Annotated in this window: 23 protein-coding genes and 1 pseudogene; 22 read left to right on the forward strand and 2 right to left on the reverse strand. The window is 47.4% G+C overall.

What is annotated here, in order from left to right; translation table 11 throughout:
* Positions 1 to 81 precede the first annotated feature (81 nt).
* The 6 genes from WAA15_RS12575 to WAA15_RS12600 are packed head-to-tail and all read left to right on the forward strand — an operon-like array spanning position 82 to position 6,111.
* On the forward strand, positions 82 to 1,188 hold the full coding sequence (locus WAA15_RS12575) for a 5-methyltetrahydropteroyltriglutamate--homocysteine S-methyltransferase (RefSeq protein ID WP_337043112.1): 1,107 nt from the start codon (positions 82 to 84) through the stop codon (positions 1,186 to 1,188).
* A 37-nt stretch (positions 1,189 to 1,225) separates the two neighbouring features.
* Entirely contained in the window at positions 1,226 to 2,170 is a 945-nt protein-coding gene (locus WAA15_RS12580; RefSeq protein WP_337043113.1) for an alpha/beta hydrolase, read from the forward strand.
* A 12-nt stretch (positions 2,171 to 2,182) separates the two neighbouring features.
* Positions 2,183 to 3,298 carry an alpha/beta hydrolase family protein gene (locus tag WAA15_RS12585; RefSeq protein WP_337043114.1) on the forward strand — a complete coding sequence of 372 codons (1,116 nt, stop codon included), beginning with the start codon at positions 2,183 to 2,185 and terminating at the stop codon, positions 3,296 to 3,298.
* A gap of 57 nt (positions 3,299 to 3,355) precedes the next feature.
* Positions 3,356 to 4,222: an amidohydrolase family protein gene (locus tag WAA15_RS12590; protein ID WP_337043115.1), complete on the forward strand. Its 867-nt coding sequence runs from the start codon at positions 3,356 to 3,358 to the stop codon at positions 4,220 to 4,222.
* A gap of 12 nt (positions 4,223 to 4,234) precedes the next feature.
* Complete coding sequence (locus WAA15_RS12595) at positions 4,235 to 4,777, forward strand: DUF3237 domain-containing protein (protein WP_337043116.1); 543 nt, start codon at positions 4,235 to 4,237, stop codon at positions 4,775 to 4,777.
* Between the two features lie 35 nt (positions 4,778 to 4,812).
* Entirely contained in the window at positions 4,813 to 6,111 is a 1,299-nt protein-coding gene (locus tag WAA15_RS12600; protein ID WP_337043117.1) for an MFS transporter, read from the forward strand.
* Here the strand turns inward: WAA15_RS12600 and WAA15_RS12605 are convergent.
* Positions 6,108 to 6,977 (reverse strand): helix-turn-helix domain-containing protein, encoded by an 870-nt coding sequence (locus WAA15_RS12605; protein WP_337043118.1) that lies wholly within the window; start codon positions 6,975 to 6,977, stop codon positions 6,108 to 6,110. The genes WAA15_RS12600 and WAA15_RS12605 overlap by 4 nt on opposite strands.
* Before the next feature lie 312 nt (positions 6,978 to 7,289).
* Here WAA15_RS12605 and pcaH point away from each other — a divergent pair, with 312 nt between their 5' ends.
* The 16 genes and pseudogenes from pcaH to WAA15_RS12685 form a co-directional block, all read left to right on the forward strand.
* The gene (pcaH, locus tag WAA15_RS12610; protein WP_337043119.1) at positions 7,290 to 7,997 is read left to right on the forward strand and encodes a protocatechuate 3,4-dioxygenase subunit beta; all 708 of its coding nucleotides are present in this window, start codon (positions 7,290 to 7,292) and stop codon (positions 7,995 to 7,997) included.
* A 29-nt stretch (positions 7,998 to 8,026) separates the two neighbouring features.
* Positions 8,027 to 8,551, forward strand: a complete 525-nt coding sequence (gene pcaG, locus WAA15_RS12615) for a protocatechuate 3,4-dioxygenase subunit alpha (protein ID WP_337043120.1) — start codon at positions 8,027 to 8,029, stop codon at positions 8,549 to 8,551.
* A gap of 112 nt (positions 8,552 to 8,663) precedes the next feature.
* The gene (gene pcaB, locus WAA15_RS12620) at positions 8,664 to 9,995 is read left to right on the forward strand and encodes a 3-carboxy-cis,cis-muconate cycloisomerase (RefSeq protein ID WP_337043121.1); all 1,332 of its coding nucleotides are present in this window, start codon (positions 8,664 to 8,666) and stop codon (positions 9,993 to 9,995) included.
* A complete protein-coding gene (gene pcaDC / locus WAA15_RS12625) occupies positions 9,992 to 11,131 on the forward strand; it encodes a bifunctional 3-oxoadipate enol-lactonase/4-carboxymuconolactone decarboxylase PcaDC (protein ID WP_337043122.1) in 1,140 nt (379 codons plus the stop codon). The genes pcaB and pcaDC overlap by 4 nt, the downstream gene beginning before the upstream one ends.
* Positions 11,118 to 12,317 carry a 4-hydroxybenzoate 3-monooxygenase gene (locus WAA15_RS12630; protein WP_337043123.1) on the forward strand — a complete coding sequence of 400 codons (1,200 nt, stop codon included), beginning with the start codon at positions 11,118 to 11,120 and terminating at the stop codon, positions 12,315 to 12,317. Before pcaDC ends, WAA15_RS12630 begins: the two co-directional genes overlap by 14 nt.
* Positions 12,314 to 13,660 (forward strand): 3-oxoacid CoA-transferase, encoded by a 1,347-nt coding sequence (locus WAA15_RS12635; RefSeq protein WP_337043124.1) that lies wholly within the window; start codon positions 12,314 to 12,316, stop codon positions 13,658 to 13,660. The genes WAA15_RS12630 and WAA15_RS12635 overlap by 4 nt, the downstream gene beginning before the upstream one ends.
* Before the next feature lie 16 nt (positions 13,661 to 13,676).
* Positions 13,677 to 14,885: a 3-oxoadipyl-CoA thiolase gene (gene pcaF, locus WAA15_RS12640; RefSeq protein WP_337043125.1), complete on the forward strand. Its 1,209-nt coding sequence runs from the start codon at positions 13,677 to 13,679 to the stop codon at positions 14,883 to 14,885.
* A gap of 251 nt (positions 14,886 to 15,136) precedes the next feature.
* Positions 15,137 to 15,940, forward strand: a complete 804-nt coding sequence (locus WAA15_RS12645) for an SDR family NAD(P)-dependent oxidoreductase (RefSeq protein WP_337043127.1) — start codon at positions 15,137 to 15,139, stop codon at positions 15,938 to 15,940.
* Positions 15,937 to 16,857 carry a helix-turn-helix domain-containing protein gene (locus tag WAA15_RS12650; RefSeq protein WP_337043128.1) on the forward strand — a complete coding sequence of 307 codons (921 nt, stop codon included), beginning with the start codon at positions 15,937 to 15,939 and terminating at the stop codon, positions 16,855 to 16,857. The genes WAA15_RS12645 and WAA15_RS12650 overlap by 4 nt, the downstream gene beginning before the upstream one ends.
* Positions 16,858 to 16,961: 104 nt before the next feature.
* The gene (locus WAA15_RS12655; protein ID WP_337043129.1) at positions 16,962 to 17,153 is read left to right on the forward strand and encodes a hypothetical protein; all 192 of its coding nucleotides are present in this window, start codon (positions 16,962 to 16,964) and stop codon (positions 17,151 to 17,153) included.
* Between the two features lie 21 nt (positions 17,154 to 17,174).
* The gene (locus WAA15_RS12660; protein ID WP_337043130.1) at positions 17,175 to 17,708 is read left to right on the forward strand and encodes an HD domain-containing protein; all 534 of its coding nucleotides are present in this window, start codon (positions 17,175 to 17,177) and stop codon (positions 17,706 to 17,708) included.
* A gap of 242 nt (positions 17,709 to 17,950) precedes the next feature.
* Positions 17,951 to 19,339, forward strand: a complete 1,389-nt coding sequence (locus WAA15_RS12665) for an MATE family efflux transporter (RefSeq protein ID WP_337043131.1) — start codon at positions 17,951 to 17,953, stop codon at positions 19,337 to 19,339.
* A gap of 5 nt (positions 19,340 to 19,344) precedes the next feature.
* A complete protein-coding gene (locus tag WAA15_RS12670) occupies positions 19,345 to 19,932 on the forward strand; it encodes a ribonuclease HII (protein WP_337043132.1) in 588 nt (195 codons plus the stop codon).
* 78 nt (positions 19,933 to 20,010) lie between these two features.
* A complete protein-coding gene (locus WAA15_RS12675; RefSeq protein ID WP_337043133.1) occupies positions 20,011 to 20,577 on the forward strand; it encodes a hypothetical protein in 567 nt (188 codons plus the stop codon).
* Positions 20,578 to 20,678: 101 nt separating this feature from the next.
* The gene (locus WAA15_RS12680; RefSeq protein ID WP_337043134.1) at positions 20,679 to 21,239 is read left to right on the forward strand and encodes a hypothetical protein; all 561 of its coding nucleotides are present in this window, start codon (positions 20,679 to 20,681) and stop codon (positions 21,237 to 21,239) included.
* Between the two features lie 7 nt (positions 21,240 to 21,246).
* Positions 21,247 to 21,690: pseudogene (locus WAA15_RS12685) on the forward strand (ribonuclease HII); the annotation flags it as partial.
* A 41-nt stretch (positions 21,691 to 21,731) separates the two neighbouring features.
* Here the strand turns inward: WAA15_RS12685 and WAA15_RS12690 are convergent.
* Positions 21,732 to 22,568 (reverse strand): sugar phosphate isomerase/epimerase family protein, encoded by an 837-nt coding sequence (locus tag WAA15_RS12690; protein ID WP_337043135.1) that lies wholly within the window; start codon positions 22,566 to 22,568, stop codon positions 21,732 to 21,734.
* Positions 22,569 to 22,576: the final 8 nt, after the last annotated feature.

The following is a 22,576-nucleotide window of genomic DNA, read 5'->3' on the forward strand; positions in this document are numbered from 1 at the left end:
TGGTAATCCGCAGCATTGGCCTTACCAAAACCCTGAACATAGATAAATTGTATTCAATCATAAAACAAAACTTATTAACTGATGAAACCTCCTTTCAGAGCCGACCACGTGGGTAGTTTATTAAGAACTCAGGCAGTCAAAGAAAATCGTTTAAAATGGAAAAAAGGCGAGATTTCTGCCCAGGAACTCCGCGCCATTGAAGATGCGGCCATTCTGGAAACCGTGAAAAAACTGGAATCAACAGGCATGAAATCAATTACTGACGGAGAATTCCGCCGTGATTACTTCCACCTTGACTTCCTGAAAGAACTCGAAGGCGTATCTGTTACCGGAGGTATCGAGGCCAACCCTAACGCCAAAGTGGCCGAAGATGGCTTTAAACCACCCGTACTGAGCGTAACGGGCAAACTAAAACACGTAAAAGACATTCAAGTCGAAGATTTTAAATATTTACAATCTATTGTTACTCAAACGCCGAAGGTAACCATCCCTTCACCTACCATGATACACTTCAGAGGTGGTCGCAAATCAATCGATATTCATTCGTATCCTGATATGGATGAATTTTTTCATGATTTAGCTGCGGCTTATCGGGAAGAAATCGACCACCTGTATCAGGCGGGTTTGCGTTACCTCCAACTCGACGACACCAATCTGGCATACCTCTGCGACCCTAAAATGCGCGCCGCAGCTGCCGAACGTGGCGAAGACCCCAACCTGTTACCCAAAACCTATGCCGCCTTAATTAATTCGGTAATTGATAACCGCCCTGCCGACCTCACCATTGGTATTCACCTGTGCAGGGGCAACTACCGCAGCACATGGTTTGCCGAAGGGGGCTACGAGCCTGTGGCCGAAATTCTTTTCAACGAAATTAACGTTGATGCCTATTTTCTTGAATATGACGACGAACGTAGCGGCGATTTTGCTCCCTTACGCTTTGTGCCTGCCCATAAAAACGTGGTGCTGGGCATTGTTTCCTCAAAACAGAAAGAACTCGAAAACATCGACGATTTGTGCCGCCGTATTGATGAAGCCGCCCAGTATATGCCGCTTGAAAACCTCTGTGTAAGTCCGCAATGTGGGTTTTCATCAACCCACCACGGCAACGACATGACCCACGACGACCAATGGTGTAAAATAGAACTGGTCGTAAATACAGCCATAAAAGTCTGGGGCGAATCATAAACGCTCCTGCCTCAAGCAAAAAACTGTCAGCCTTGCTATGAAAAAAATACTTGTCGTTCTGTGGCTCGTTTCTGGTTGCGTATGGGCGCAAAATAAACAGCCGTCTATCAGCCAAACCGCCATTACGTCGGCCCGATACTGGCTCGATGTCGATTACGTAGGCGATGGCCTCATCGGGCATCGGCTTGATGTACACCTGCCCCTGAAAGGTAAAGCTCCGTATCCGGTCGTAATAGCTGTTTACGGCAGCGCATGGTTTTCTAATTCATCCAAAGAAGAAACCTTTAAGGTAGGGTTGGGTCAGAAACTGCTCGAAAGCGACTTCGCAGTCGTGAACGTCAACCACAGGTCGAGCAGCGATGCCCGTTTTCCGGCACAAATTCAGGACATCAAGGCGGCCATCCGGTTCATCCGTGGCAACAGCGAGGCTTTTTCGCTCGATAACTCATTTATCGGCATCACGGGGTGGTCGTCTGGTGGGCATCTTTCGGCCCTTGCAGGCACCACAAACAACACCCGTATCGATACAATAGCGGGGCTGGCAGTAGACATTGAGGGTAAGCTAGGCAAATACACGCACGAAAGCAGCCACATAAATGCCGTAGTAGACTGGTTCGGGCCAACCGATTTCCTGATTATGGATAAATGCGGAAGTTCGTTTGCACATAACGAGGCCAAATCGCCGGAGTCGTCGCTCATTGGTGGGCCTATTCAGGAAAACCCCGCCCAATGTGCTTTGGCTAACCCAAGCAGCTACGTAAACGCACAAAACCCGCCTTTCCTGATTTTTCATGGCGACAAAGACCCCCTCGTGCCACATTGCCAGAGCCAGCAACTTTATGATAAACTGCAACAGGCAGGCATTAAAAGCGAGTTGATAATAGTGGCAGGCGGCGGGCATGGCCCGGGTGTAATGATTGATAAATACTACGATAAAATGATTAACTTTCTAACGCTTGCTTGGCAAAAAACAAAGAAATAAACCATAAAACCCATGAAAAAAACGCTTCTTCTTCTGGTTTTGTCTGTCTGCACAGCTTGGGGGCAGAATATCGCCCGCATCGACTCCGGTAATATCAACGGAGCTAGGTACCGGATTCTTTTCCCGCCCGACTGGAAAGGCAAACTGGTGATGTACGCGCATGGGTACGAATTCAACGGCAGCCCTTTGCAAAGTAAAAGCCCGCAGTTTCTGAAAAGCATGAGTCCTTTTCTGGAAAGGGGCTTTGCCGTAGCAGCCTCCGATTACCAGTTTCAGGGCTTGGCGTTGGCGCAAGGCGTAGACGACACCGAGGCCCTGCGTAAGTATTTTTTCGGCAAATATGGCAAGCCTGATTCTACGTTTATGGTAGGGCATTCGATGGGGGGCGGCATTACGCTCGCAATCATGGAAAACTTCGATAAAAACTATCAGGGTGCTTTGCCGCTGTGTCCGCTTTCGAGCCGTATTTACCTGCAATGCCGCAAGGAGTTTGACCTCTACGCTACTTTTAATGGCTTGTTTCCGGGTATTGCTACGCCTTTATCTACCATTTTCGATCTGAAAAACCCCTATCAGGCGCAAGACTCAAGAAAGATGTTTGCCAAAGCAATGGACATGAAAAAAGCCATTCTTGCCAAAGACTCGGCACTGGCAGTAGCCTTTGCCCGCCGTTTCGATTTAAAACTCGACGACCTGCCTTTTTCGCTGTTCTTTAACGAGAACGTCCTGCGTGACATCGCCCAGAAAGCCGGCGGAAACCCCTTCGATAACACCAACACCGTTTATTCGGGTTTTCCTGATAATATGCTCGTAAATGCCCGCGCCGAACGCCTGCCCGCAACCGTAAACCCTGAAAATGTTTTTGGTAAGTACGACCGCTCAGGTAATATCAACAAACCTACTTTACTGGTGCATACCCTCTACGACCAGCTTATTCCGCCCACGTATGGAGTAACCAACTTTGAAAACATGGTGCATAAGCAGGGCAAAGACCAGTTCTTTACCGTCAGGTATACCAATGGGCAAGGGCATTGTGCTTTTTCGCCGCAACAAACAGCTAAAGCCTTCGACGAACTCCGTAACTGGGTAAAAACAGGTGCAAAGGCAAAAGCCGGACTGATGGAATAACGAATCTTACCAAAGCCTTGTGCTGCACTGGCACAGGGCTATCGACAATACAGCTAAATGATAGACATTAACAAAATAATTGCCATTGATGTGCATACCCATGCGGAGGTGTCGTGCTGCCAGCCACATGACGACTACCGCCCTGAGTTTGATGTGGCTTTTGCCAAATATTTCAAGTCAGACAAACGCCCCACTATTCAGGAAACCGCCGACTATTATCGCGAGCTAAACATGGCTTTTGTGATGTTTACCGTCGATTCAGAATTTAATATAGGCAAACGCCGCATACCCAACAAGGAAGTAGCCGAAGGGGCCTTAAAAAACCCTGACGTAATGATAGCCTTCGCTAGCATTGACCCCCACAAAGGCCGTATGGGCGCGCGCGAAGCCCGCGATTTAATTGAAAATTATGGCGTAAAAGGCTTTAAATTTCACCCAACGGTGCAGGGCTTTTACCCGCAGGATAAAATGGCGTATCATCTCTATGAGGTTATTGCCGAATATAAACTGCCTATGCTTTTTCATTCGGGGCATTCGGGGTATGGCAGCGGGGTGCGTGGCGGTGGCGGCCTGCGGCTGGAATACTCAAACCCGATTCACCTCGACGACGTAGCCATCGATTTCCCCGACTGCCCCATTGTTATTGCACACCCTAGTTGGCCGTGGCAAGACGAAGCCCTTTCGGTAGCCATGCACAAACCAAACGTGTATATCGATTTAAGCGGGTGGTCGCCGAAGTATTTTCCGAAGCAACTCATACAGTATGCCAACACCTTACTGAAAGACCGTATGCTCTTCGGAACGGACTTCCCTCTCATTACGCCCGAACGCTGGATAAAGGATTTTGACGAAGCAGGTTTCAGAGAAGAAGTAAAACCTTTAATTTTAAAGGAAAATGCCATTCGGCTATTAGGATTAAAATAAAACCATCGTCTTATGAAACAATTAACCATCAAAACCTGCCTTACTTTAGTTGTTGCCTTTATTTGTTTGCACCGTGCCGTGGCGCAAAATGCGCCCGAAGCTCCGGCACTGGAATTTGTTTGTGAATTAAAAATAAAACTTAATCCACCAATGGTGGTGGGCGAAACCCCCCACGGTATGCGCCGTATTATTCCGATTATGGGCGGCACTGTGAGCGGGCCATCTATCAGGGCAGAAGTGCTTACAGGCGGAGCCGACTGGCAGGTGGTAAGGCCCGACGGGGTGTCGGAACTGGAAGCACACTACCAGATGAAAACCGACGACGGCGTAATTATCTATATCAAAAATACGGGCTTACGCGTAGCAAGCCCCGAAGTTGTGGCCCGCATGAGCCGCGGCGAACAGGTGAGTGCATCGGAGTATTATTTCAGGGCTGTTCCGAAGTTTGAAGCCCCCAAAGGCAGCAAATACGAGTGGATGAACAACGCCATCTTTATTTGCAAGGGTATCAAGAACCCCGATAACGTGGCCATTCAGGTCTGGAAAGTGCTTTAAGCCGAGCTTTATAATTGTATTCAACCGCTATAACTATGACATTCAGCACCCGAAACCTGATTGATAACGCGTCGCTTACCCGTCTGCAATATCTTACCATCCTGATTTGCTTTTTGATGAATATGCTCGACGGCATGGACGTAATGATTATCTCCTATGCCTCAACGGCTATTATTAAAGACTGGCAGATTTCTCCGGCAGCTATGGGGCTGGTGTTCAGTGCCGGACTCCTCGGCATGACCTTCGGCGCGCTGTTTTTAACCCCCATTGCCGACCAAGCAGGCCGCAAAACCCTGATAATTATCAGTGCCTTGCTCATGGGAAGCACCATTTACGCTACATCGTGGGTTAACAGCATTCCTAAACTAATTATGCTGCGGTTTCTGAGTGGCGTAGGCATTGGCAGTATGCTGGCAAGCACGGCGGCTCTGATGGCCGAATACGCCCCCACGCGCCTGAAAGATTTTCTGGTGAGTACAGTTATTGGCGGGTATCCGGTAGGGGCGGTTCTTTCGGGGCTTGCTGCCAGCCAGATTATCCCGACGTTGGGTTGGCAAACCATGTTTCAACTGGCGGGTATGATTACACTGGCATCGGTGCCGTTGATAGTGTTTTTCTTGTCCGAATCGCTCGATTTTTATATTAAACGCCGGCCAGCCAATGCGCTTGCTAAGGTTAACCGTATTTTGGCCCGAATGAATTTCGGAGCCATTGACCAACTGCCGCCCGCCCCTCCGAAACAACACAAAATAGCCGTTAAAGGACTCATGGGTAAAGAGTTTCTGGTGCCAACCATTCAGCTATGGATAGCCCTTTTTCTGGCTTTTGCTACGCTGTATTTCCTCACAAGCTGGATACCCAGTCTGGCGCAGTCAACGGGTTTATCAACAAAACTGGCTATCTATGCCGGAATCGTTTTTAATGCGGGGGCATTCTTTGGTATTATTACACAGGGCTATTTTTCTAATAAATACGGCTTAAAGAAAACCATCGGTATTTTTCTGATACTGACCGGAGTGCTGATGGCTGTTTTTAAGGTTTTTCTGGGGTCTGACATGGTCTTCTGGGTATTTTGTGCCTTAGGCTTTGGTATTCAGGGCGGTTTTGTGGGCTTATATGCCGTGGCCGCGCTTATGTATCCGACCGAGTTCAGAACCACCGGCGTGGGGGCTTCTATCGGTATCGGGCGGCTAGGGGGTATTGTAGGGCCAGCCATTGGTGGCGTATTAATTGGCATGGGGTTTTCAATCAGTACCAATTTTCTGATTTATGCCATACCTACCATTCTGGCGGGAGTCATGACGATGTTTATTTCTTCCAAAGAAATAAGCTAGTTTTTTCGGAAGTCGCTAGGTGTAACGCCTGTTAGCTTTTTAAACAAACGCGTAAAATAGGCGGGGTCTTTGATGTTCAGAAAATAGGCTATCTCCGAAACAGCATAATTGGTATTGAGTAAATATTTTTTGGCTTCGTTTATGAGGTGTTCCTGCACAATCTGCAAGGCCGACTTCTGAACAAGTGCCTGACAGATACGGTTCAGATGCACGCTGGTAATGTGTAGCTCGCGGGCATACTGGCTAATGGTTCGGGTTTCGTGCAGGCTTCGCCTGATACTTTTCTGGAACTCCTGAAAATAATGTAGCGTGCGGTTACTGGCATTAGAAAAAGTAGCTTGTTGCGATAAACTGAAACGGTACAGATAAACAAAAAACAATTGCAATAGCGATTGAATGACGGTTTGCTTTTCGGGGTTTGTTTCGTATAGCTCCCGTGTGAGTTCCTGCGCATAATGCAGGATGGGCGTAAAATGCTCAGGCTCATTTTTAAAAGCCAGTAACTGAAAACGGTTGATTTCGAGCAGAAGTTTTGGCATATTTTTGAAAAGACTCTCAAAAAATGCCTCAGAGAACGTAATTACCTCGCCTTTGGTTTCGGGCTGAAAAGCAAAGCCATGCAAAGTATTGGCCGGAATACACATAACACAAGGGCTTGAAAGTTGCAATGAGTGGCCGTCAGAAATAATGGTGCCAGCCCCTTGCTCAATAATAAACACCTGAAAAAGTTCGGTATGCAGGTGTTCTTTAATTTCCCAGTTGTGCATCCGGCTTCTGGTTTCGAGGGGTTCATGATGAATGAAGTAGGGCAACTCCATCGACTGGGTATCGCCGTAAAGACCTTTGAAATTAACGAGTGTTTTCAATTGAAATGTTTTAAAAATGCAAATATATATATGGAAATATATTTGAATATAGATAGGGTTGAATATAGTTTGTCGGGGAAAAAAAATGACACGGGCAGCGGATTACCAATCCGCTGTACCGCTTCATTGATCAAATACCCACGCTGAAACCTGTAAAACAAACCCACAGCACCAGCCACAACACCACGCCTGATAAGCGGTAAGAAAATAGTTTATATAAAACAAGATGTTTATATTGTACAAGTAATATTTGCATTAGTGCAAGCGTTTGTGGCAGCCAGAAAATACCTTTGTCGAAAAACTATTCAACACATGAGCCAGCTTATTTACCATACCTTTGACCGCGAGGTGCAGCCCCCGTATTTATCGCCCGATTACAAATCAACCGTACTACGTGCGCCACAAAAGCCACTCGTATTGCTCAAACAATCGTTATCAGAACTGACAGGCCCCGTTTTTGGCGACTGGAATTTAGGCCCGCTCGACCACGACCTTACCAGAAATTCGGTAAAAAACGGACAGCCCCTCGGCGAACGCATTGTAGTACATGGCCGCGTAATGAACGAAAACGGGCAGCCCATTCCGAACACCCTCATCGAAATATGGCAAGCCAATGCCGCAGGGCGTTATGTGCATAAGGTAGACCAGCACGAAGCCCCCCTCGACCCAAATTTTCTGGGCGCAGGGCGTTGCCTGACCGACGACGAAGGCCGGTATAAATTCTACACCATCAAGCCCGGAGCGTATCCGTGGGGAAACCACTACAATGCGTGGCGGCCTAACCATATACATTTTTCGTTATTCGGGGCTAATATTACCAACAGGCTCGTAACCCAGATGTATTTCCCGGGTGACCCCCTCCTGCAACACGACCCTATTTTTCTGGGTGTTCCGCCCAAAGGCCGCGAGTTACTCATTTCGCAGTTCGACCTGAGTATCACCGAACCCAACTTTGCTTTGGGCTATCGGTTCGACTTTGTGCTGAGAGGCTATAATCAAACCCCATTTGAAACACTATAACCGAGATTTCTTCGTAAATTGTCATAGAAATGTTACAGACACCTTCCCAAACCGTTGGACCTTACTTTGCTTATGGGCTTACCCCTGAGCAATATTTATATGATTTTAAAAGCCTTGTCGGAAACCAGATGGTAAACCCGCTCGACCACGAGCAAGCCATTACCATTACCGGAAAAGTATTCGACGGGCAGGGTGCGCCTATCAGCGATGCCATGATAGAACTCTGGCAGAACGACGGCGAATATCAGCTTTTTGGGCGATACGGCACAGGAACCGACCCCCAGAACCGATTCGTTTTTCATACCATCAAACCAGAGCCAGTTAATGGGCAAGCACCCTATATATCTGTGATTCTGTTTATGCGTGGGCAACTTATACACGTGTACACACGCCTGTATTTTTCAGACGAAGCCGAACTGAACGCCCAAGACGAAGTGCTTCTGGCCGTGCCTGAAGACCGACGGCACACCCTTATTGCACAAAAGAAAGCCAATGGCTATGAGTTTAATATCTATATGCAAGGCGAAAACGAAACCGTGTTTTTCGACATCTGACCCGCCCGCCCATTGTAGTAACACAAGCCAATGAATGGGGCAAATACCCCGCGTAGTACCTGCCTAAGTATGAATCATGTAAAGGCGAATGCGACCTTCGCCAAAAAAAGAAATGAGCCTATACGCACAATATTTCTACTCGGTACAAGCAGATGAACTCCTGTCAGACAAGCACCTGATAGCCCAGATGCTCCGTTTTGAAGGCACGCTGGCATTGGCACAGGCCGAACAGGGGCTTATACCACAGGCTTCGGCAGAAGCCATTGCCAACTGCTGCCAAACCGACCTGATAGACACCGAATCGCTGATAGCGGCCGTCAGGCTTGGAGGCAATGCTGCCATTCCGCTCATCAAACAACTGACACAAGCCGTTAAGCAAAAATACCCCGAAGCCGCCGGATGGGTGCATCTGGGTGCTACCAGTCAAGATGTAATCGACACCGCTACGGTTTTACAGATAGAAGAATTTATTTACTGGCTCGACGAAAAACTAGCCGTTTTGTCAGAGTTACTTATGAGCCTCAGCCGCCGCCACAGGCAAACCCTCATGGTAGGCCGTACCCTGCTACAACAGGCAAAACCCATTACCTTCGGGCTTAAAACTGCCTACTGGCTGGCAGGTATCGAACGCACACGCGAACGGATAGCCGCCATCGAAAGCAAGATACTCACCCTGCAACTGGGCGGAGCCGTTGGCAGTGGCAACACTTTTATATCGGCCGCAGTACAGCAAAACCTTGCCGATAAACTCAACCTAAATGCTGGCTTTGCATGGCATACCCAACGCGATAATCTGGCCGAATGGGCCGCGGTACTGGGCATAATAGGCGGAAGCCTCGGCAAAATAGCCAAAGATATTGCCTTGCTCATGCAAACCGAAATAGCCGAAGTACTCGAAGGAGCCGCCGAAGGCAAAGGGGGGTCAAGCACTATGCCGCACAAGCAGAATCCGGTTTTGTGTACGGCCATTCTGGCTAACGCCAATCGTTTGCCGCCGCTGGTAAGCACCATGCTTGCCGCCATGCCGCAAGAACACGAGCGGTCGGCGGGGTTGTGGCACTCCGAGTGGGAAGTGCTGACCGAAATTATGCGTTTGGTAGCTGGCTCGGTCGAAAGAAGCACCGAACTGCTGGAAGGGCTGGAAGTAGCCCCACAGCAAATGTTAAGTAATCTGGAACGAACCAACGGGCTGATTTATGCCGAAAACGTTTCGTTAGCCCTTGCCCCGAAGCTCGGCAAAGCACAAGCGCACGAGCTGCTGGAACAAGCCGTTAAGCGCGCCGTTAGCGAGCAAAAACACCTGAAAACAGTATTGACCGACATGGCGTTGGATTTACCCGATTTGGACGAACTCTTCAGCCCCGAAAAGTCGATAGGCAATAGCCTGCTCATAATCGACGAAATACTGGCTGGCATTGAACCTGATAAATACCAGAAAACATGAAAACCCATTACAAACTACAAGGAACCCCCAACAGCCCCGTGCTGATTTTCTCGAACTCGCTGGGGTCTGAAATGATGATGTGGGACGAACTCGTGCCGCATCTGTTGCCCTATTTTCGTATTTTACAGTACGATACCCGCGGGCATGGCGGAAGCGAAACCACGCCCGGCCCTTACAGCATCGAAAAGCTAGGGAAAGATGTAATTGAGCTAATGAATGACCTCGACATCGAAACCGCCTATTACTGTGGCTTGTCGATGGGGGGGCTTATCGGGCAATGGCTGGGGCTGAATCATCCGAACCGATTTAAAAAACTCGTGCTGAGCAACACAGGTGCTAAAATTGGCAACGACGAACGTTGGAACACCCGCATCGAGACCATTAACAAGCAAGGAATGCAGGCCATTGCCAACGAAACAATGGAACGCTGGTTTACCGAAGATTTCAGGCGGCACAAGCCACAACGCGTAGCCGACACCAAAGCCATGTTTCTGCGTTGCAATACGGCTGGTTATACGAGTTGCTGCGCGGCTATCAGAGATGCCGATTTTAGAGAGAAAGTGCAGAATATATCGGTAGAAACCCTCATTATCACGGGCGACGAAGACCCCGTAACCAATGTAGAGCAAGCCGAGTTTCTGGCCAACAAAATTCCGTTTGCACACCTGAAAGTGCTGCACGCGCGGCATCTGACAAGCACCGAATTACCCAAAGAATATGCCCATACACTGATAGACTTTCTGGTTGGCGATACCACCTATGCCAAAGGAATGCACGTGCGGCGCACAGTGCTTGGCAATGCGTATGTAGATAAAGCCAACGAGAAAATCAACGCCTTCAATACCGACTTCCAGTCGTTTATAACCAATTACGCGTGGGGGGAAATCTGGACACGCCCCAACCTCTCGAAACACAGCCGTAGCCTGATAACCATAGCCATGCTGATAGCTCTCGACAAAAAAGCCGAATTGAAACTACACCTCAAAGCGGCCCTTAACAATGGCGTAACCGTGAGCGAAATCAAGGAGGTAATTTTACAGGCGGGGGTGTATTGTGGTGTGCCTGCGGCCAACGAGGCGTTTGCCTCAGCGCAGGAGTTGTTCAAAGAAATTGGAGTGGTTTATGAAAATACTTAAAACGCAGGTTGGCATTATAGGGGGTGGGCCAGCGGGCTTAACATTGGCTTTGCTGCTGCGCAGGCAGGGCATAGAAGCCATTATTCTGGAAAACCGCAGCCGCGAGTACGTGCAGGCCCGTGTAAGGGCAGGCTTGCTTGAACAAAATACCGTTGATATTTATAAAACACTGGGCGTGGCTGACCGCCTCCTGAAAGAAGGGCAGCAACACCATGGCGTTTATCTGAGTTTTAATCAGGAGCGTGTCAGGATTCCGTTCGGAGAACTTACGGGTGGCAGAAACATAACCATTTATGGGCAGCAGGAGGTAATAAAAGACCTGACCGACGCATGGCTGGCAGGTGGCGGAGAAATCTACTTCGAGACCTCGGCCACACGCATAGAAGATTTTGAAACCAGTACTCCGAAAATCTATTTTGAGCAGCAGGGGCAGGCAGGTGTACTCACCTGCGACTTCGTGGCTGCCTGCGACGGCTTTCATGGTATCGGGCGTAAAACCCTGCCGGCATCTGCCTATCAGGAATATACTATAAGCTACCCCTTTAGTTGGCTAGGTATACTGGCGCACGTGGCCCCATCAACCCACGAGCTTATTTATGCCTACCACGAACGCGGTTTTGCCCTGCATAGCCTGCGTTCTGAAAAAATAAGCCGTCTGTACATTCAGGTCGATAACGACGACCATCTGGACAACTGGCCTGACGATAAAATCTGGCAGGAACTGGCCCTCAGGCTAGGCACCACAGGCTGGGAACTTAAAACAGGGCCTATCTTTGAAAAAAGCATTACGCCCATGCGTAGTTTCTTTACCGACAATATGCAGGCGGGGCGTTTGTTTCTGGCGGGCGATGCCGCCCATATTGTGCCGCCTACGGGTGGCAAGGGGCTGAATCTGGCCGTGGCCGATGTAAAACATCTGGCCGATGGCTTGCAGGCATACTACCAGCAAAATACCCTCGAAACCCTTGCAGCTTATTCGGCAACGGCCCTGAAACGCGTCTGGCGGGCGCAGGATTTCTCGCATTTCATGACCACGCTCTTTCATAAACAAGCCGAGCATGGGTCGTATCAATATCAATTACAAAAAGCAAAATTCGATTACATAAAAATGTCGGAGGCTTATGCAACCAGCATTGCCGAAAACTACGTAGGATTGCCCTTTGAGGCATTTGAGAAAAATATATGAAACAAGTTCCGGTTATTGATTTACAAACGGCAGCCCGTATGGTGAAAGAGGGCGACACCCTTCTGCAAGGGGGCTTCGGTATGACGGGCAATCCGGTGCATCTGATGCACGCATTGGCCGAACTAGGTACAAAAAACCTCACTTTTATTGGCAATAATGCTGGCGAAGTAGGGCTTGGCGGAGGGCGGTTGCTACAAAACGGGCAGCTAAAAAAACTCATAGGCTCGTTTTTTACCTCAAACCCCGACGCCGTCAAGGCTGTGCAGGCTGGCCTGATAGACTACGAACTACTGCCACAAGGCACATTGGCCGAAGCCCTTCGGGCGGGTGGAGCAGGTATTGGCGGTTTTTATACGCCTGCGTCGGTAGGTACGCTCATTGCCAAAGACCGCGAAACCAAACTCATCGATGGGGTAGAACAGGTTTTTATCAAAAGCCTGCGCGGAAACGTGGCGTTTATCAGGGCATGGCGCGCCGATACGGCCGGAAACCTGCAATACCGCATGACCGAGCAGAACTTTAACAAGGCTATGGCTACGGCTGCCGATTTGGTCATTGCCGAAGTAGAAGAAATTGTGCCGGTAGGGCAGCTCACACCGGAGTATATTCATACACCGGGTTGTTATGTCGACTATCTGGTGCAGGCTACCCTCACACCCGAAGATTTAGGAATGTCGGCCTCGGTTTCGTCGTCAAAAAAAGTAGACGAATCACGCATGAATATGGCGCGGCGCGCATTGGCCGAACTCAAAAAAGGCGATGTGGTGAATCTGGGCATTGGTATTCCGACCTTAGTAGCCGACCTCATCAACGAAACCCACGGCATTATTCTGCACACCGAAAACGGAATGCTGGGGGTAGGCCCCGTGCCTGCCGATGGTGGCGGAGCCATGGATTATCCGGTAAATGCAGGTAAAATTCCGGTTACAGCCCTCAAAGGCAGCAGCTATTTCGACAGTGCCGATTCGTTTGCCATGATTCGCGGCGGGCATATCGATGTGGCTATCATGGGCGGGCTTGAGGTTGACCAAGCCGCTAATCTGGCCAATTGGGCAGTGCCGGGCAAACCCCTGCTAGGCGTAGGCGGAGCCATGGATTTGGCTAAAGGAGCCAAACGCCTGATTATAACCATGACACACACCAACCCCGACGGCTCACCAAAAATTGTACCCGCTTGTGTGTTGCCTTTAACGGCGTCGGGTGTGGTCGATATGGTTATTACCGACTTGGCCGTGTTTGCGTATCCCGACAACCAACTGACTTTAATTGAACTCATGCCGGGTGCTACGCTCGAAGAAGTAAGGGCCAAAACAAGTGCCAGTTTCCGCGAGCAATTGAGTTAATAAAAACATTTATTCCATGAAAGAAGCCTATATCATAGATGCCGTCCGCACGCCCATTGGTAGCTTTGGCGGAAGCCTGTCGCCCGTTCGGGCCGACGACCTCGCGGCTATGCCCATCAAAGAATTATTGAAGCGTAACCCCTCGGTTCCGGCCCATGCCATTGACGATGTGTTGCTGGGTTGCCATAATCAAGCCGGAGAAGACAACCGCAATGTGGCACGCATGGCTTTGCTGCTGGCGGGTTTGCCTTACACCGTTCCGGGCGAAACCGTAAACCGTTTGTGTTCGTCGGGGATGTCGGCCGTTATACACGCCAGTCGGGCCATTAAAGCCAACGATGCCGAACTTGTTATAGCCGGAGGCATGGAACACATGACCCGCGGCCCGTGGGTGATTTCAAAAACATCGAAACCTTTCGGAAACGATGCCCAGATGTTCGACTCGAGCTTCGGATGGCGGTTTGTAAATCCTGTCATGCACCAGCTTTACGGCACCGATGCCATGGGCGTAACGGCCGAAAATCTGGTCGATATGTATCAAATCAGCCGTCAGGACCAAGATTTATTCGCCTATCGTTCGCAACAGAAAGCCTTTGCCGCACAGCAGAATGGCATTTTGGCTGAGGAGATTATGAGCGTTGAACTGGCAGATAAAAAAGGGAATATCAGTATTTTTGATAAAGATGAGTTCATCAAAGGCAGCACCACGCTTGAGGTACTGGCCAAACTGAAACCCGCTTTTAGGAAAGAAGGCGGAACCGTTACGGCAGGTAATTCGGCCGGTTTGAACGATGGTTCCATTGCCATGCTGATAGCTTCGGAAGAAGCCCTCCGGCAACATGGCTTACAGCCCAAAGCCCGCATTGTGGCATCGGCGGTGGTGGGGGTCGAGCCTAGAATTATGGGCATCGGGCCTGTGGGAGCTTCGCAGAAAGCCCTGCAAAAAGCGGGTCTGTCGCTCAACCAGATGGATGTAATCGAGTTTAACGAAGCCTTCGCGGCGCAATGTCTGGCCGTGAGCCGTTTACTGGGCCTATCCGACGACGACCCACGCATAAACCCCAACGGCGGAGCCATTGCACTGGGGCATCCGCTCGGTATGTCAGGCACGCGTATCATTCAGGCGGCTGTCAATCAGCTGGTACGTACACAGCAACGCTATGCACTGGTGGCTATGTGTGTAGGTGTAGGCATGGGCTACGCCGTAGTAATAGAGCGGGTTTGATGGTATCCTACAAATCAGCAAATAACAAAGGTGGCTTTTAGCAGAAGGTCACCTTTGTTGTTATTGCTATTCAGGACGGGTGCAAGTGTTAAAATAAGCCTTGAAGCCTGCACGCAAGTATGTATTTACTGCGGATTGCTTCCTGAATTTATTACAATACCGTATTTTGGACACAACACTCAGTATTCTGGATACTTTTTTCTGCCGTAATGCTCCCACCTTTGTAACAGATTTATTTAAACACAAAAAACATGAAAGTTACATTGCTTACAGGGGCCTCGAGCGGTATTGGTGAGGCTTGGGCCGAAAGGCTTGCCGCCGACAAACATAATCTTTTACTGGTGGCTCGTTCGGAAGACAAACTTCAACAGTTAAGTACATATTTAAGTGGTAAATATGGGGTTTCGGTGCAGTATATTGCCATTGATTTAACCAAACCCAACGCCGATTGGCAAATATTTGAAGAAACCGAAAAACGCAAACTAACGGTTGACTGCCTCATTAATAATGCCGGAATAGGCACCGCAGGCGACTTCGTGGCGGCAGAGTTAGCCAGCGAGTTAAACATGATTCAACTCAATATTGTGGCGTTGGTGTCGCTCACACACCGCTACCTGAAACAAATGCGTGAGCGCAACAGCGGTACGGTTATCAATGTGGCCTCAATGGCGGCTTTTATGCCTGCCCCTTTCATGGCAGCGTATGCCGCAAGCAAAGCCTTTGTGAAGTCGTTTACAGAGGCTCTTTCGGAAGAAAACCGCCCCTTTAATATCAGAATCATGCTACTATGCCCGGGTGCTACCGAAACCCGTTTCTTTGAAAGAGCCAATATTAACGAGCAGGACAAAAAGGCTTTATTAGGGAATTTTACCCTCCAGACCTCCGGCATGGTTGTAGAAGAAGCCATGAAAGGTTTAAAAAGTAATAAAACGGTGGTGGTGTCGGGCTTTACTAATAAAATAGGGGCCAAGCTAGGGGCTTTTATTCCAAATTCGGTAATAATGAAATTTATTGCTGGCAATGCGCGTTCAACTTTTCAAAAGACCAAAGCATGAAAACCAAAGCGAATGTATTGTTTACTATTGAGTCTATTGCGAAGCAACACCAGTATATGGGTTTGCCGCAACCGCAGCACCCCCTCATGAGTATTGCCCGATTTGAAGACTCGAAAGGCATAACAACCCGAGAAACGGGGCATTTCGTGAATAAATTTTATGCCATTGCCATTAAAAAGAAATGTACTTGCCGAACCAGATACGGGCAACATGAGTATGATTATAATCAGGGCATGATGTCGTTTTTTGCGCCTGACCAACTACTAAGCTGGAATGCCGACGACGAAATGCCCGATGCAGGGTGGTCAATCAGTATTCATCCTGATTTTTTGAGAAACCACCCCCTTGAGCAGAAAATAAAAGAGTATGGCTTTTTTCATTATGCCGTTAACGAGGCCCTGCACCTTTCGCCCAAAGAAGAAAAAATGATAGAGAAACTCCTGAAAAACATTTATGAAGAATACCACAGCAACATTGATGGTTTCAGTCAGGATATTATTCTTTCGCATTTATCGCTTTTGCTGAGCTATGCCAACAGGTTTTATAACCGCCAGTTTATAACCCGCAAGCACGCCAGCAGCCATTTGCTGCTCAAACTCGAACGCCTCCTGAACGATTACTTCAATAGCCCGCAGCTAGCCGAAAAAGGCTTGCCAACCGTAAAGTATGTTTCAGACCAGTTGCATCTTTCGCCCAATTACCTGAGCGATTTACTAAGAAACCTGACGGGCCAGACCACCCAACAGCATATTCATGGTAAACTCATTGAAAAAGCCAAAGAAATGCTGGCTTCGTCAAACCTGAGTGTCAGCGAAATTGCTTACTATCTGGGCTTTGAATACTCGCAGTCGTTTAACAAACTTTTCAAGAGCAAAACCCGCATTACTCCCCTCGAATTCAGGGCTTCGTTTAACTGACCGGAGCCTTGAAGATTCTTCTACCTCAGTAATTATTTCAGGTTGGGCCTTCCGTTTCAAACAATAGTTTTGTATCTTGCTTTTTGGTTGCTAAAACTTATAGTATGGCTACGCAATTACCTCTTAAACTGGCCCGACCAGCCCAAAGAGCTTTGGCAGGAGCGGGCATTACATCTTTGGCCGATTTTTCGGGTTTCAGCGAGCAACAAATTGCCCAACTGCACGGCATTGGTAAAAACGCACTGGCAGCCATTAAAACAGCTTTGGCCGAAAACGGGCTTGGCTTTGCCCAATAGGTTTGCCTAACCACCTTGCTTATGGAAGAAGACACACATACGCTTATCGAAACGCTGCTTCAGGAGTTCCGACCTGTTATCGGGCGCGACTACGCCAAGTACCGAAACCACGTTTATCGGGTTTTTCTGAACTGCCGGCTCATCGATACCACCCCCCAAAATGAAGATAAATATGCTATTGCGGCGGTTTTTCATGATATTGGTATCTGGACTCACCACACCTTCGACTACCTGCCGCCTTCGGTCGAGCAAGCCAGAAGGTATCTGTCCGAAACAGGGCAGGAGCATCTGAGCGAAGAAATTAAACAGATGATAAACTGGCACCATAAAGTAAGTGCCTATAAAGGCAACTACGCCACAACAGTGGAGACGTTCCGCCGCGCCGACTGGATTGATGTTTCGCTGGGGCTGCTTACTTATAAAATCAATAAAGAAGCCATTAAAACCTACAAAAGGCAGTTTCCCACGCTTGGATTCCATTTGTTTCTGGTAAAGGCTACGGTCAAGAACTTTTTTCGGCATCCGTCAAACCCCTTGCCAATGTTCAGAAAATAAGCCCAAAGAGGAGTTTCGGGGCTGGCAAAAATTTTTCTGGCAAAAACTAAATCTTTTTCGCAAAGACGGTGTTGTGTTAAAAGATATGCTGCGTTTTATGAACCAAAACCTCAAAATGTTGTCCTGCTCAGGGCTTCGCTTCCTGAAACCACGTGCCTGTTAGGGCCTGTTTCTCTGCATACGTATTCATCAAAAGCAATTCAGTTATATCAAACTTCGGGTTAGTTACTTTCAAATAAGCTATGAAAATAAATCTACTATCTGTTTCTTATCAAGAAGAAATCAAGAAAACTTTGTCGCTGGCCATACCGATTGTCGTGGCGCAGCTAGGGAATATCCTGATGGGCGTAACCGACAACATTATGGTGGGGCATTACCTCGGCAAAATCGGGCTGGGTGTGGCGGGTATTGCCAACTCAATTGCGTTTGTTATTTCATCTATCGGGGTTGGTGGGTTGGCCGTAGTTGCCCCGCTTATTTCTAAAGCCAAAGCCGAACGCAACATTGCTGAGGTAAATCGCCTGTTCAGGGCTTCTATTCGGGCGGCACTCTGGTTTGGGCTTATTCTGGGGGCAATAGGTTTTTTGTGCGTGTATTTCTTTGAGGTCTTCCGTCAATCGGCCGAAATCAACGCCAAATCGCCCAGTTTTATGAGTATCATTGTGGCTTCAAACACATTCATCTTTTTGTTTATTGCCGCCAAACAATTATCTGACGGGCTTTCGCGCACCTATGTTGCCATGATGATTACCATTTTGGGGTTAATCTTCAATTTTGTGTTTAATATCATCCTGATTAACGGGTATCTGGGTTTTCCGGCATTGGGGCTTAACGGCGCGGCGGTTTCAACCCTACTTACAAAAATACTGATGGTAGTAGCCATGCTGGGCTATCTTTTCAGGGCAAAAGCCTTTAAAAAATACCTGCAAAGCAAGTATAAATCGTTGCCTGTAAACCACCTTGTGGTTAATATCTTTAAAATTGGCGTGCCTAGTGGCTTGCAGTTTTTCTTTGAAATTGCTGCTTTTTCGTTTGCCGTTATCATGATGGGCTGGCTTGGCGAAAACCAGTTGGCTGCCCACCAGATTGCCATTAATGTGGCATCAACTACCTACATGATGGCTTCGGGGTTGGGTGTGGCTGGCGGTATCAGGGTAGGCGAGGGGCGTGGCCTGCGGAGCATTGCCAGAATAAAGCTATCGGGCAATGCCGCCTTGCTGCTGGTAGGGGCTTTCATGACCCTGATGATGCTACTAATTGTGGTGCTAAGAGAAGTGCTGGTGGGGCTGTATATTTCTGAGGCTGTGGTGGTTGACCTCGCCGTAAAACTCATGCTCATAGCGGCTGTTTTTCAGTTGTCGGACGGCGTGCAGGTGGTTTCACTGGGTATCCTGCGGGGTATTTCAGATGTAAATATTCCGACCTGGATTACCATGTTTGCTTATTGGGTTGTAGCTTTGCCGCTGGGTTATGTATTAGGCTTTAATTTTGGGCAAGATGCCATAGGGGTCTGGATTGGTTTGTGGGCAGGGCTGACGATGTCGGCAGTGTTACTAACTGCCCGATTCTACTACATGGTTGGCAAAATGAAAAAGTCGGAAGAATACACTTTAGGAGTAGTTAACGTATAACAAGGATGCTTTGGTCATATTACAATGAATTTCTGGTGGAAGCAGGGCTCGACGAAGCAGGGCGGGGGTGTTTGGCTGGCCCTGTGCTGGCAGCGGCGGTTATTCTGCCTAAAGATTATAAACACAACTTACTGAACGACTCAAAACAGTTGACAAGAAAACAGCGGAATCGCCTGCGGAAAGAAATAGAGACCGATGCACTGGATTTTCATGTGGCGCAGGCATCGCAGGCCGAAATAGACCAGATTAATATCTCGAAAGCGAGTTTTCTGGCTATGCACAGGGCAGTAGATGCCCTAACCATACGGCCCGAACATTTGTTGATTGATGGCAACAGGTTTGTGGCGTATCCGCTCATACCGCATACGTGTATCGTAAAGGGCGATGCCAAGTTTTTATCGATAGCGGCGGCATCGGTGCTGGCAAAAACATATCGGGATGATTTGATGGAGAAACTTTCGGAAGAATACCCCGAATACCGCTGGCACGAAAATGCAGGATACCCGACCCCCCACCACAGAAGAGCCATTATGCAAAATGGTCTTACGCCGCATCATAGGCTTACTTTCAAGTGCCGCGACCTGATGCTATGAATAAAAGAAGGTAGGTAGTCGGTAACTTGGTCAGAGGAACGACAGATTAATTATCCAATTCTGCTAAAGTAAGGTTCAATGGCATTATTTTATAAAGTATCGGACAAAGAATTTTTGACAATAAAACATAAGATATTTAAAGAAGTAGGTATTCCTGCCCTTGAAAAAAACAGGTTTGTAAAATCACCCTTTTCGGGGATTTGGTTCGGAGAGTATGACCGCAATATTAATGGATATTCTTACGAGTTGTGTAGATTGTCAAACCAACACTATTTAGAAATTATTTCTGTTGATATTGTTAAAGGGGATGAGTGGATACAAATACGCTTAAATATCTTTGAATTAAAACCAAATAATAATTCATTAAAAGAATTAAATGGTGTAGATGGAATACAATTTCATTTGCCTCCAAATAGTATAACAAAAATGAGACTACGAATAGATGACTTTAAGGGGATGCCGTTATTCAGATTTGTAGAGCATAAAATTGGTACATATTATACTAAAAATGGCTTTGAAAGCGAAGTAGAAAAGTTGAGGAAATTGATTAAAAAGGACATGACCAATATAGACCATTTTGTAAAAAGGTGGCATGAGCTTCACACACCTTTAGTTACAGATTGGAAAGGGAATAAGATAGAATAATTAGCTTTGACCTCATGCTATGAATAAAAGAAGGTAGGTAGTCGGTAACTTGGTCAGAGGAACGACAGATTAATTATCCAATTCTACTAAATTAAGGTTCAATGGCACTATTTTATAAAGTATCGGACAAAGAATTTCTGAAAATTAGAAGTAAAATTTTTACAGAAGCAGGTATCCCTGAATTAGAGAAAAATGGGTTTGAAAAATCACCCTTTTCGACTGCTTGGTTCGGAAGAAATAATTTGCAGGATTTTACTTATGAGTTGTGTAGAGTTGTTAACGGCTCATTGTTGGAAATCTTAGTAACTCATATTTCGAGAGGAGATAGTTGGATTCAAATCTACTTAAATGTTTTCAAATTAAATCCAGAGATAAAAAGTTGTGATGCTTTAAAAAATGTAGATGGAATACAATTTCATTTGCCTCCAAATAGTATAACAAAAATGAGACTACGAATAGATGACTTTAAGGGGATGCCGTTATTCAGATTTGTAGAGCATAAAATTGGTACATATTATACTAAAAATGGCTTTGAAAGCGAAGTAGAAAAGTTGAGGAAATTGATTAAAAAGGACATGACCAATATAGACCATTTTGTAAAAAGGTGGCATGAGCTTCACACACCTTTAGTTACAGATTGGAAAGGGAATAAAATAGAATAATTAGCTTTTGACAAGAAAACAGCGGAATCGCCTGCGGAAAGAAATAGAGACCGATGCACTGGCTTTTCATGTGGCGCAGGCATCTCAGGCCGAAATAGACCAAATTAATATCTCGAAAGCGAGTTTTCTGGCTATGCACAGGGCAGTAGATGCCCTAACCATACGGCCCGAACATTTGTTGATTGATGGCAACAGGTTTGTGGCGTATCCGCTCATACCGCATACGTGTATCGTAAAGGGCGATGCCAAGTTTTTATCGATAGCGGCGGCATCGGTGCTGGCAAAAACATATCGGGATGATTTGATGGAGAAACTTTCGGAAGAATACCCCGAATACCGCTGGCACGAAAATGCAGGATACCCAACCCCCCACCACAGAAGGGCCATTATGCAAAACGGTCTTACGCCGCATCATAGGCTTACTTTCAAGTGCCGCGACCTGATGCTATGAATAAAAACGGCACGGTTGTCAGAGCCGTGCCGTTTTCGTTATCAGAAGTTCAGGGTTTTCAGATACGCCGCATCGTTTTTCATGCTTTCAATAGGGCTTACCGGATATTGCTCCTGTTCTACCAGAAAATACTTAATGCCTGCGTCTTTGGCAGCACGTAGCAATTGGGTGTAATTAATGATACCATTGGCCAAATCGGTTTGTTTGGGTCTTGGTTCTTTGGTTTCCAATTGTTTTACGTGGCAAAGCTCGTAACGTTTGCCGTTTTCTTTCAAGTGAGCAATGGTGTCTTCTCCGGCGGCTTCAATCCAGCACATATCTAGTTCAAAACATACCAGCGAGGGGTCGGTGTTATCTAACAAAATGCGTTGACCTTTTACGCCATTTGCATTCTGGAACGAGTACGAGTGGTTGTGGTAGCCGTAGCGCATACCGTATTTTTTACAGGTTTCGCCATGTTTGTTAAAGGCTTCTGCTTTTTGTTTCCAAGCATCGGCCGACGGCTGCATCCCGATGGCGGGGCAAATTACGTAGTTCAAACCTGCCTCGGCACATTTGGCAATCATTTCTTCGTTGGTTTCGGGCAAGCCGAGGTGCGTACTCACCATTTTCACGCCTATGTCAGACAAATAGCTTTTGGCATCTTTCGGCGACATCCCCCAGAGAGGGTCTTTCGAGTAGCTTTCAAAATATTTATAACCCATGTCGGCCAGTTGTTTCATATAGCCTCTTGGGTCTTTAGGCAATACATCGCGGATACTATATAATTGGCAACCAAATTGTTTCAGGGTTTCGTTGGCGTTAACGCGGTTAGCTACCAGTGCCAGTGCTGCCAAAGAAGCCGATTGTTGCAAGAATTTTCTGCGATTGATAATCATAGTTTTGT

This window comes from Emticicia sp. 17c (assembly GCF_037153985.1).
Lineage (GTDB): Bacteria > Bacteroidota > Bacteroidia > Cytophagales > Spirosomataceae > Emticicia.

What these genes read in the sequence shown, in the direction of transcription:
- WAA15_RS12575 (WP_337043112.1), top strand. Translation starts at nt 82, where the DNA reads ATGAAACCTCCTTTCAGAGCCGACCACGTGGGTAGTTTATTAAGAACT.
- WAA15_RS12580 (WP_337043113.1), top strand. Translation starts at nt 1,226, where the DNA reads ATGAAAAAAATACTTGTCGTTCTGTGGCTCGTTTCTGGTTGCGTATGG.
- WAA15_RS12585 (WP_337043114.1), top strand. Translation starts at nt 2,183, where the DNA reads ATGAAAAAAACGCTTCTTCTTCTGGTTTTGTCTGTCTGCACAGCTTGG.
- WAA15_RS12590 (WP_337043115.1), top strand. Translation starts at nt 3,356, where the DNA reads ATGATAGACATTAACAAAATAATTGCCATTGATGTGCATACCCATGCG.
- WAA15_RS12595 (WP_337043116.1), top strand. Translation starts at nt 4,235, where the DNA reads ATGAAACAATTAACCATCAAAACCTGCCTTACTTTAGTTGTTGCCTTT.
- WAA15_RS12600 (WP_337043117.1), top strand. Translation starts at nt 4,813, where the DNA reads ATGACATTCAGCACCCGAAACCTGATTGATAACGCGTCGCTTACCCGT.
- pcaH (WP_337043119.1), top strand. Translation starts at nt 7,290, where the DNA reads ATGAGCCAGCTTATTTACCATACCTTTGACCGCGAGGTGCAGCCCCCG.
- pcaG (WP_337043120.1), top strand. Translation starts at nt 8,027, where the DNA reads ATGTTACAGACACCTTCCCAAACCGTTGGACCTTACTTTGCTTATGGG.
- pcaB (WP_337043121.1), top strand. Translation starts at nt 8,664, where the DNA reads ATGAGCCTATACGCACAATATTTCTACTCGGTACAAGCAGATGAACTC.
- pcaDC (WP_337043122.1), top strand. Translation starts at nt 9,992, where the DNA reads ATGAAAACCCATTACAAACTACAAGGAACCCCCAACAGCCCCGTGCTG.
- WAA15_RS12630 (WP_337043123.1), top strand. Translation starts at nt 11,118, where the DNA reads ATGAAAATACTTAAAACGCAGGTTGGCATTATAGGGGGTGGGCCAGCG.
- WAA15_RS12635 (WP_337043124.1), top strand. Translation starts at nt 12,314, where the DNA reads ATGAAACAAGTTCCGGTTATTGATTTACAAACGGCAGCCCGTATGGTG.
- pcaF (WP_337043125.1), top strand. Translation starts at nt 13,677, where the DNA reads ATGAAAGAAGCCTATATCATAGATGCCGTCCGCACGCCCATTGGTAGC.
- WAA15_RS12645 (WP_337043127.1), top strand. Translation starts at nt 15,137, where the DNA reads ATGAAAGTTACATTGCTTACAGGGGCCTCGAGCGGTATTGGTGAGGCT.
- WAA15_RS12650 (WP_337043128.1), top strand. Translation starts at nt 15,937, where the DNA reads ATGAAAACCAAAGCGAATGTATTGTTTACTATTGAGTCTATTGCGAAG.
- WAA15_RS12655 (WP_337043129.1), top strand. Translation starts at nt 16,962, where the DNA reads ATGGCTACGCAATTACCTCTTAAACTGGCCCGACCAGCCCAAAGAGCT.
- WAA15_RS12660 (WP_337043130.1), top strand. Translation starts at nt 17,175, where the DNA reads ATGGAAGAAGACACACATACGCTTATCGAAACGCTGCTTCAGGAGTTC.
- WAA15_RS12665 (WP_337043131.1), top strand. Translation starts at nt 17,951, where the DNA reads ATGAAAATAAATCTACTATCTGTTTCTTATCAAGAAGAAATCAAGAAA.
- WAA15_RS12670 (WP_337043132.1), top strand. Translation starts at nt 19,345, where the DNA reads ATGCTTTGGTCATATTACAATGAATTTCTGGTGGAAGCAGGGCTCGAC.
- WAA15_RS12675 (WP_337043133.1), top strand. Translation starts at nt 20,011, where the DNA reads ATGGCATTATTTTATAAAGTATCGGACAAAGAATTTTTGACAATAAAA.
- WAA15_RS12680 (WP_337043134.1), top strand. Translation starts at nt 20,679, where the DNA reads ATGGCACTATTTTATAAAGTATCGGACAAAGAATTTCTGAAAATTAGA.
- WAA15_RS12690 (WP_337043135.1), bottom strand. Translation starts at nt 22,568, where the DNA reads ATGATTATCAATCGCAGAAAATTCTTGCAACAATCGGCTTCTTTGGCA.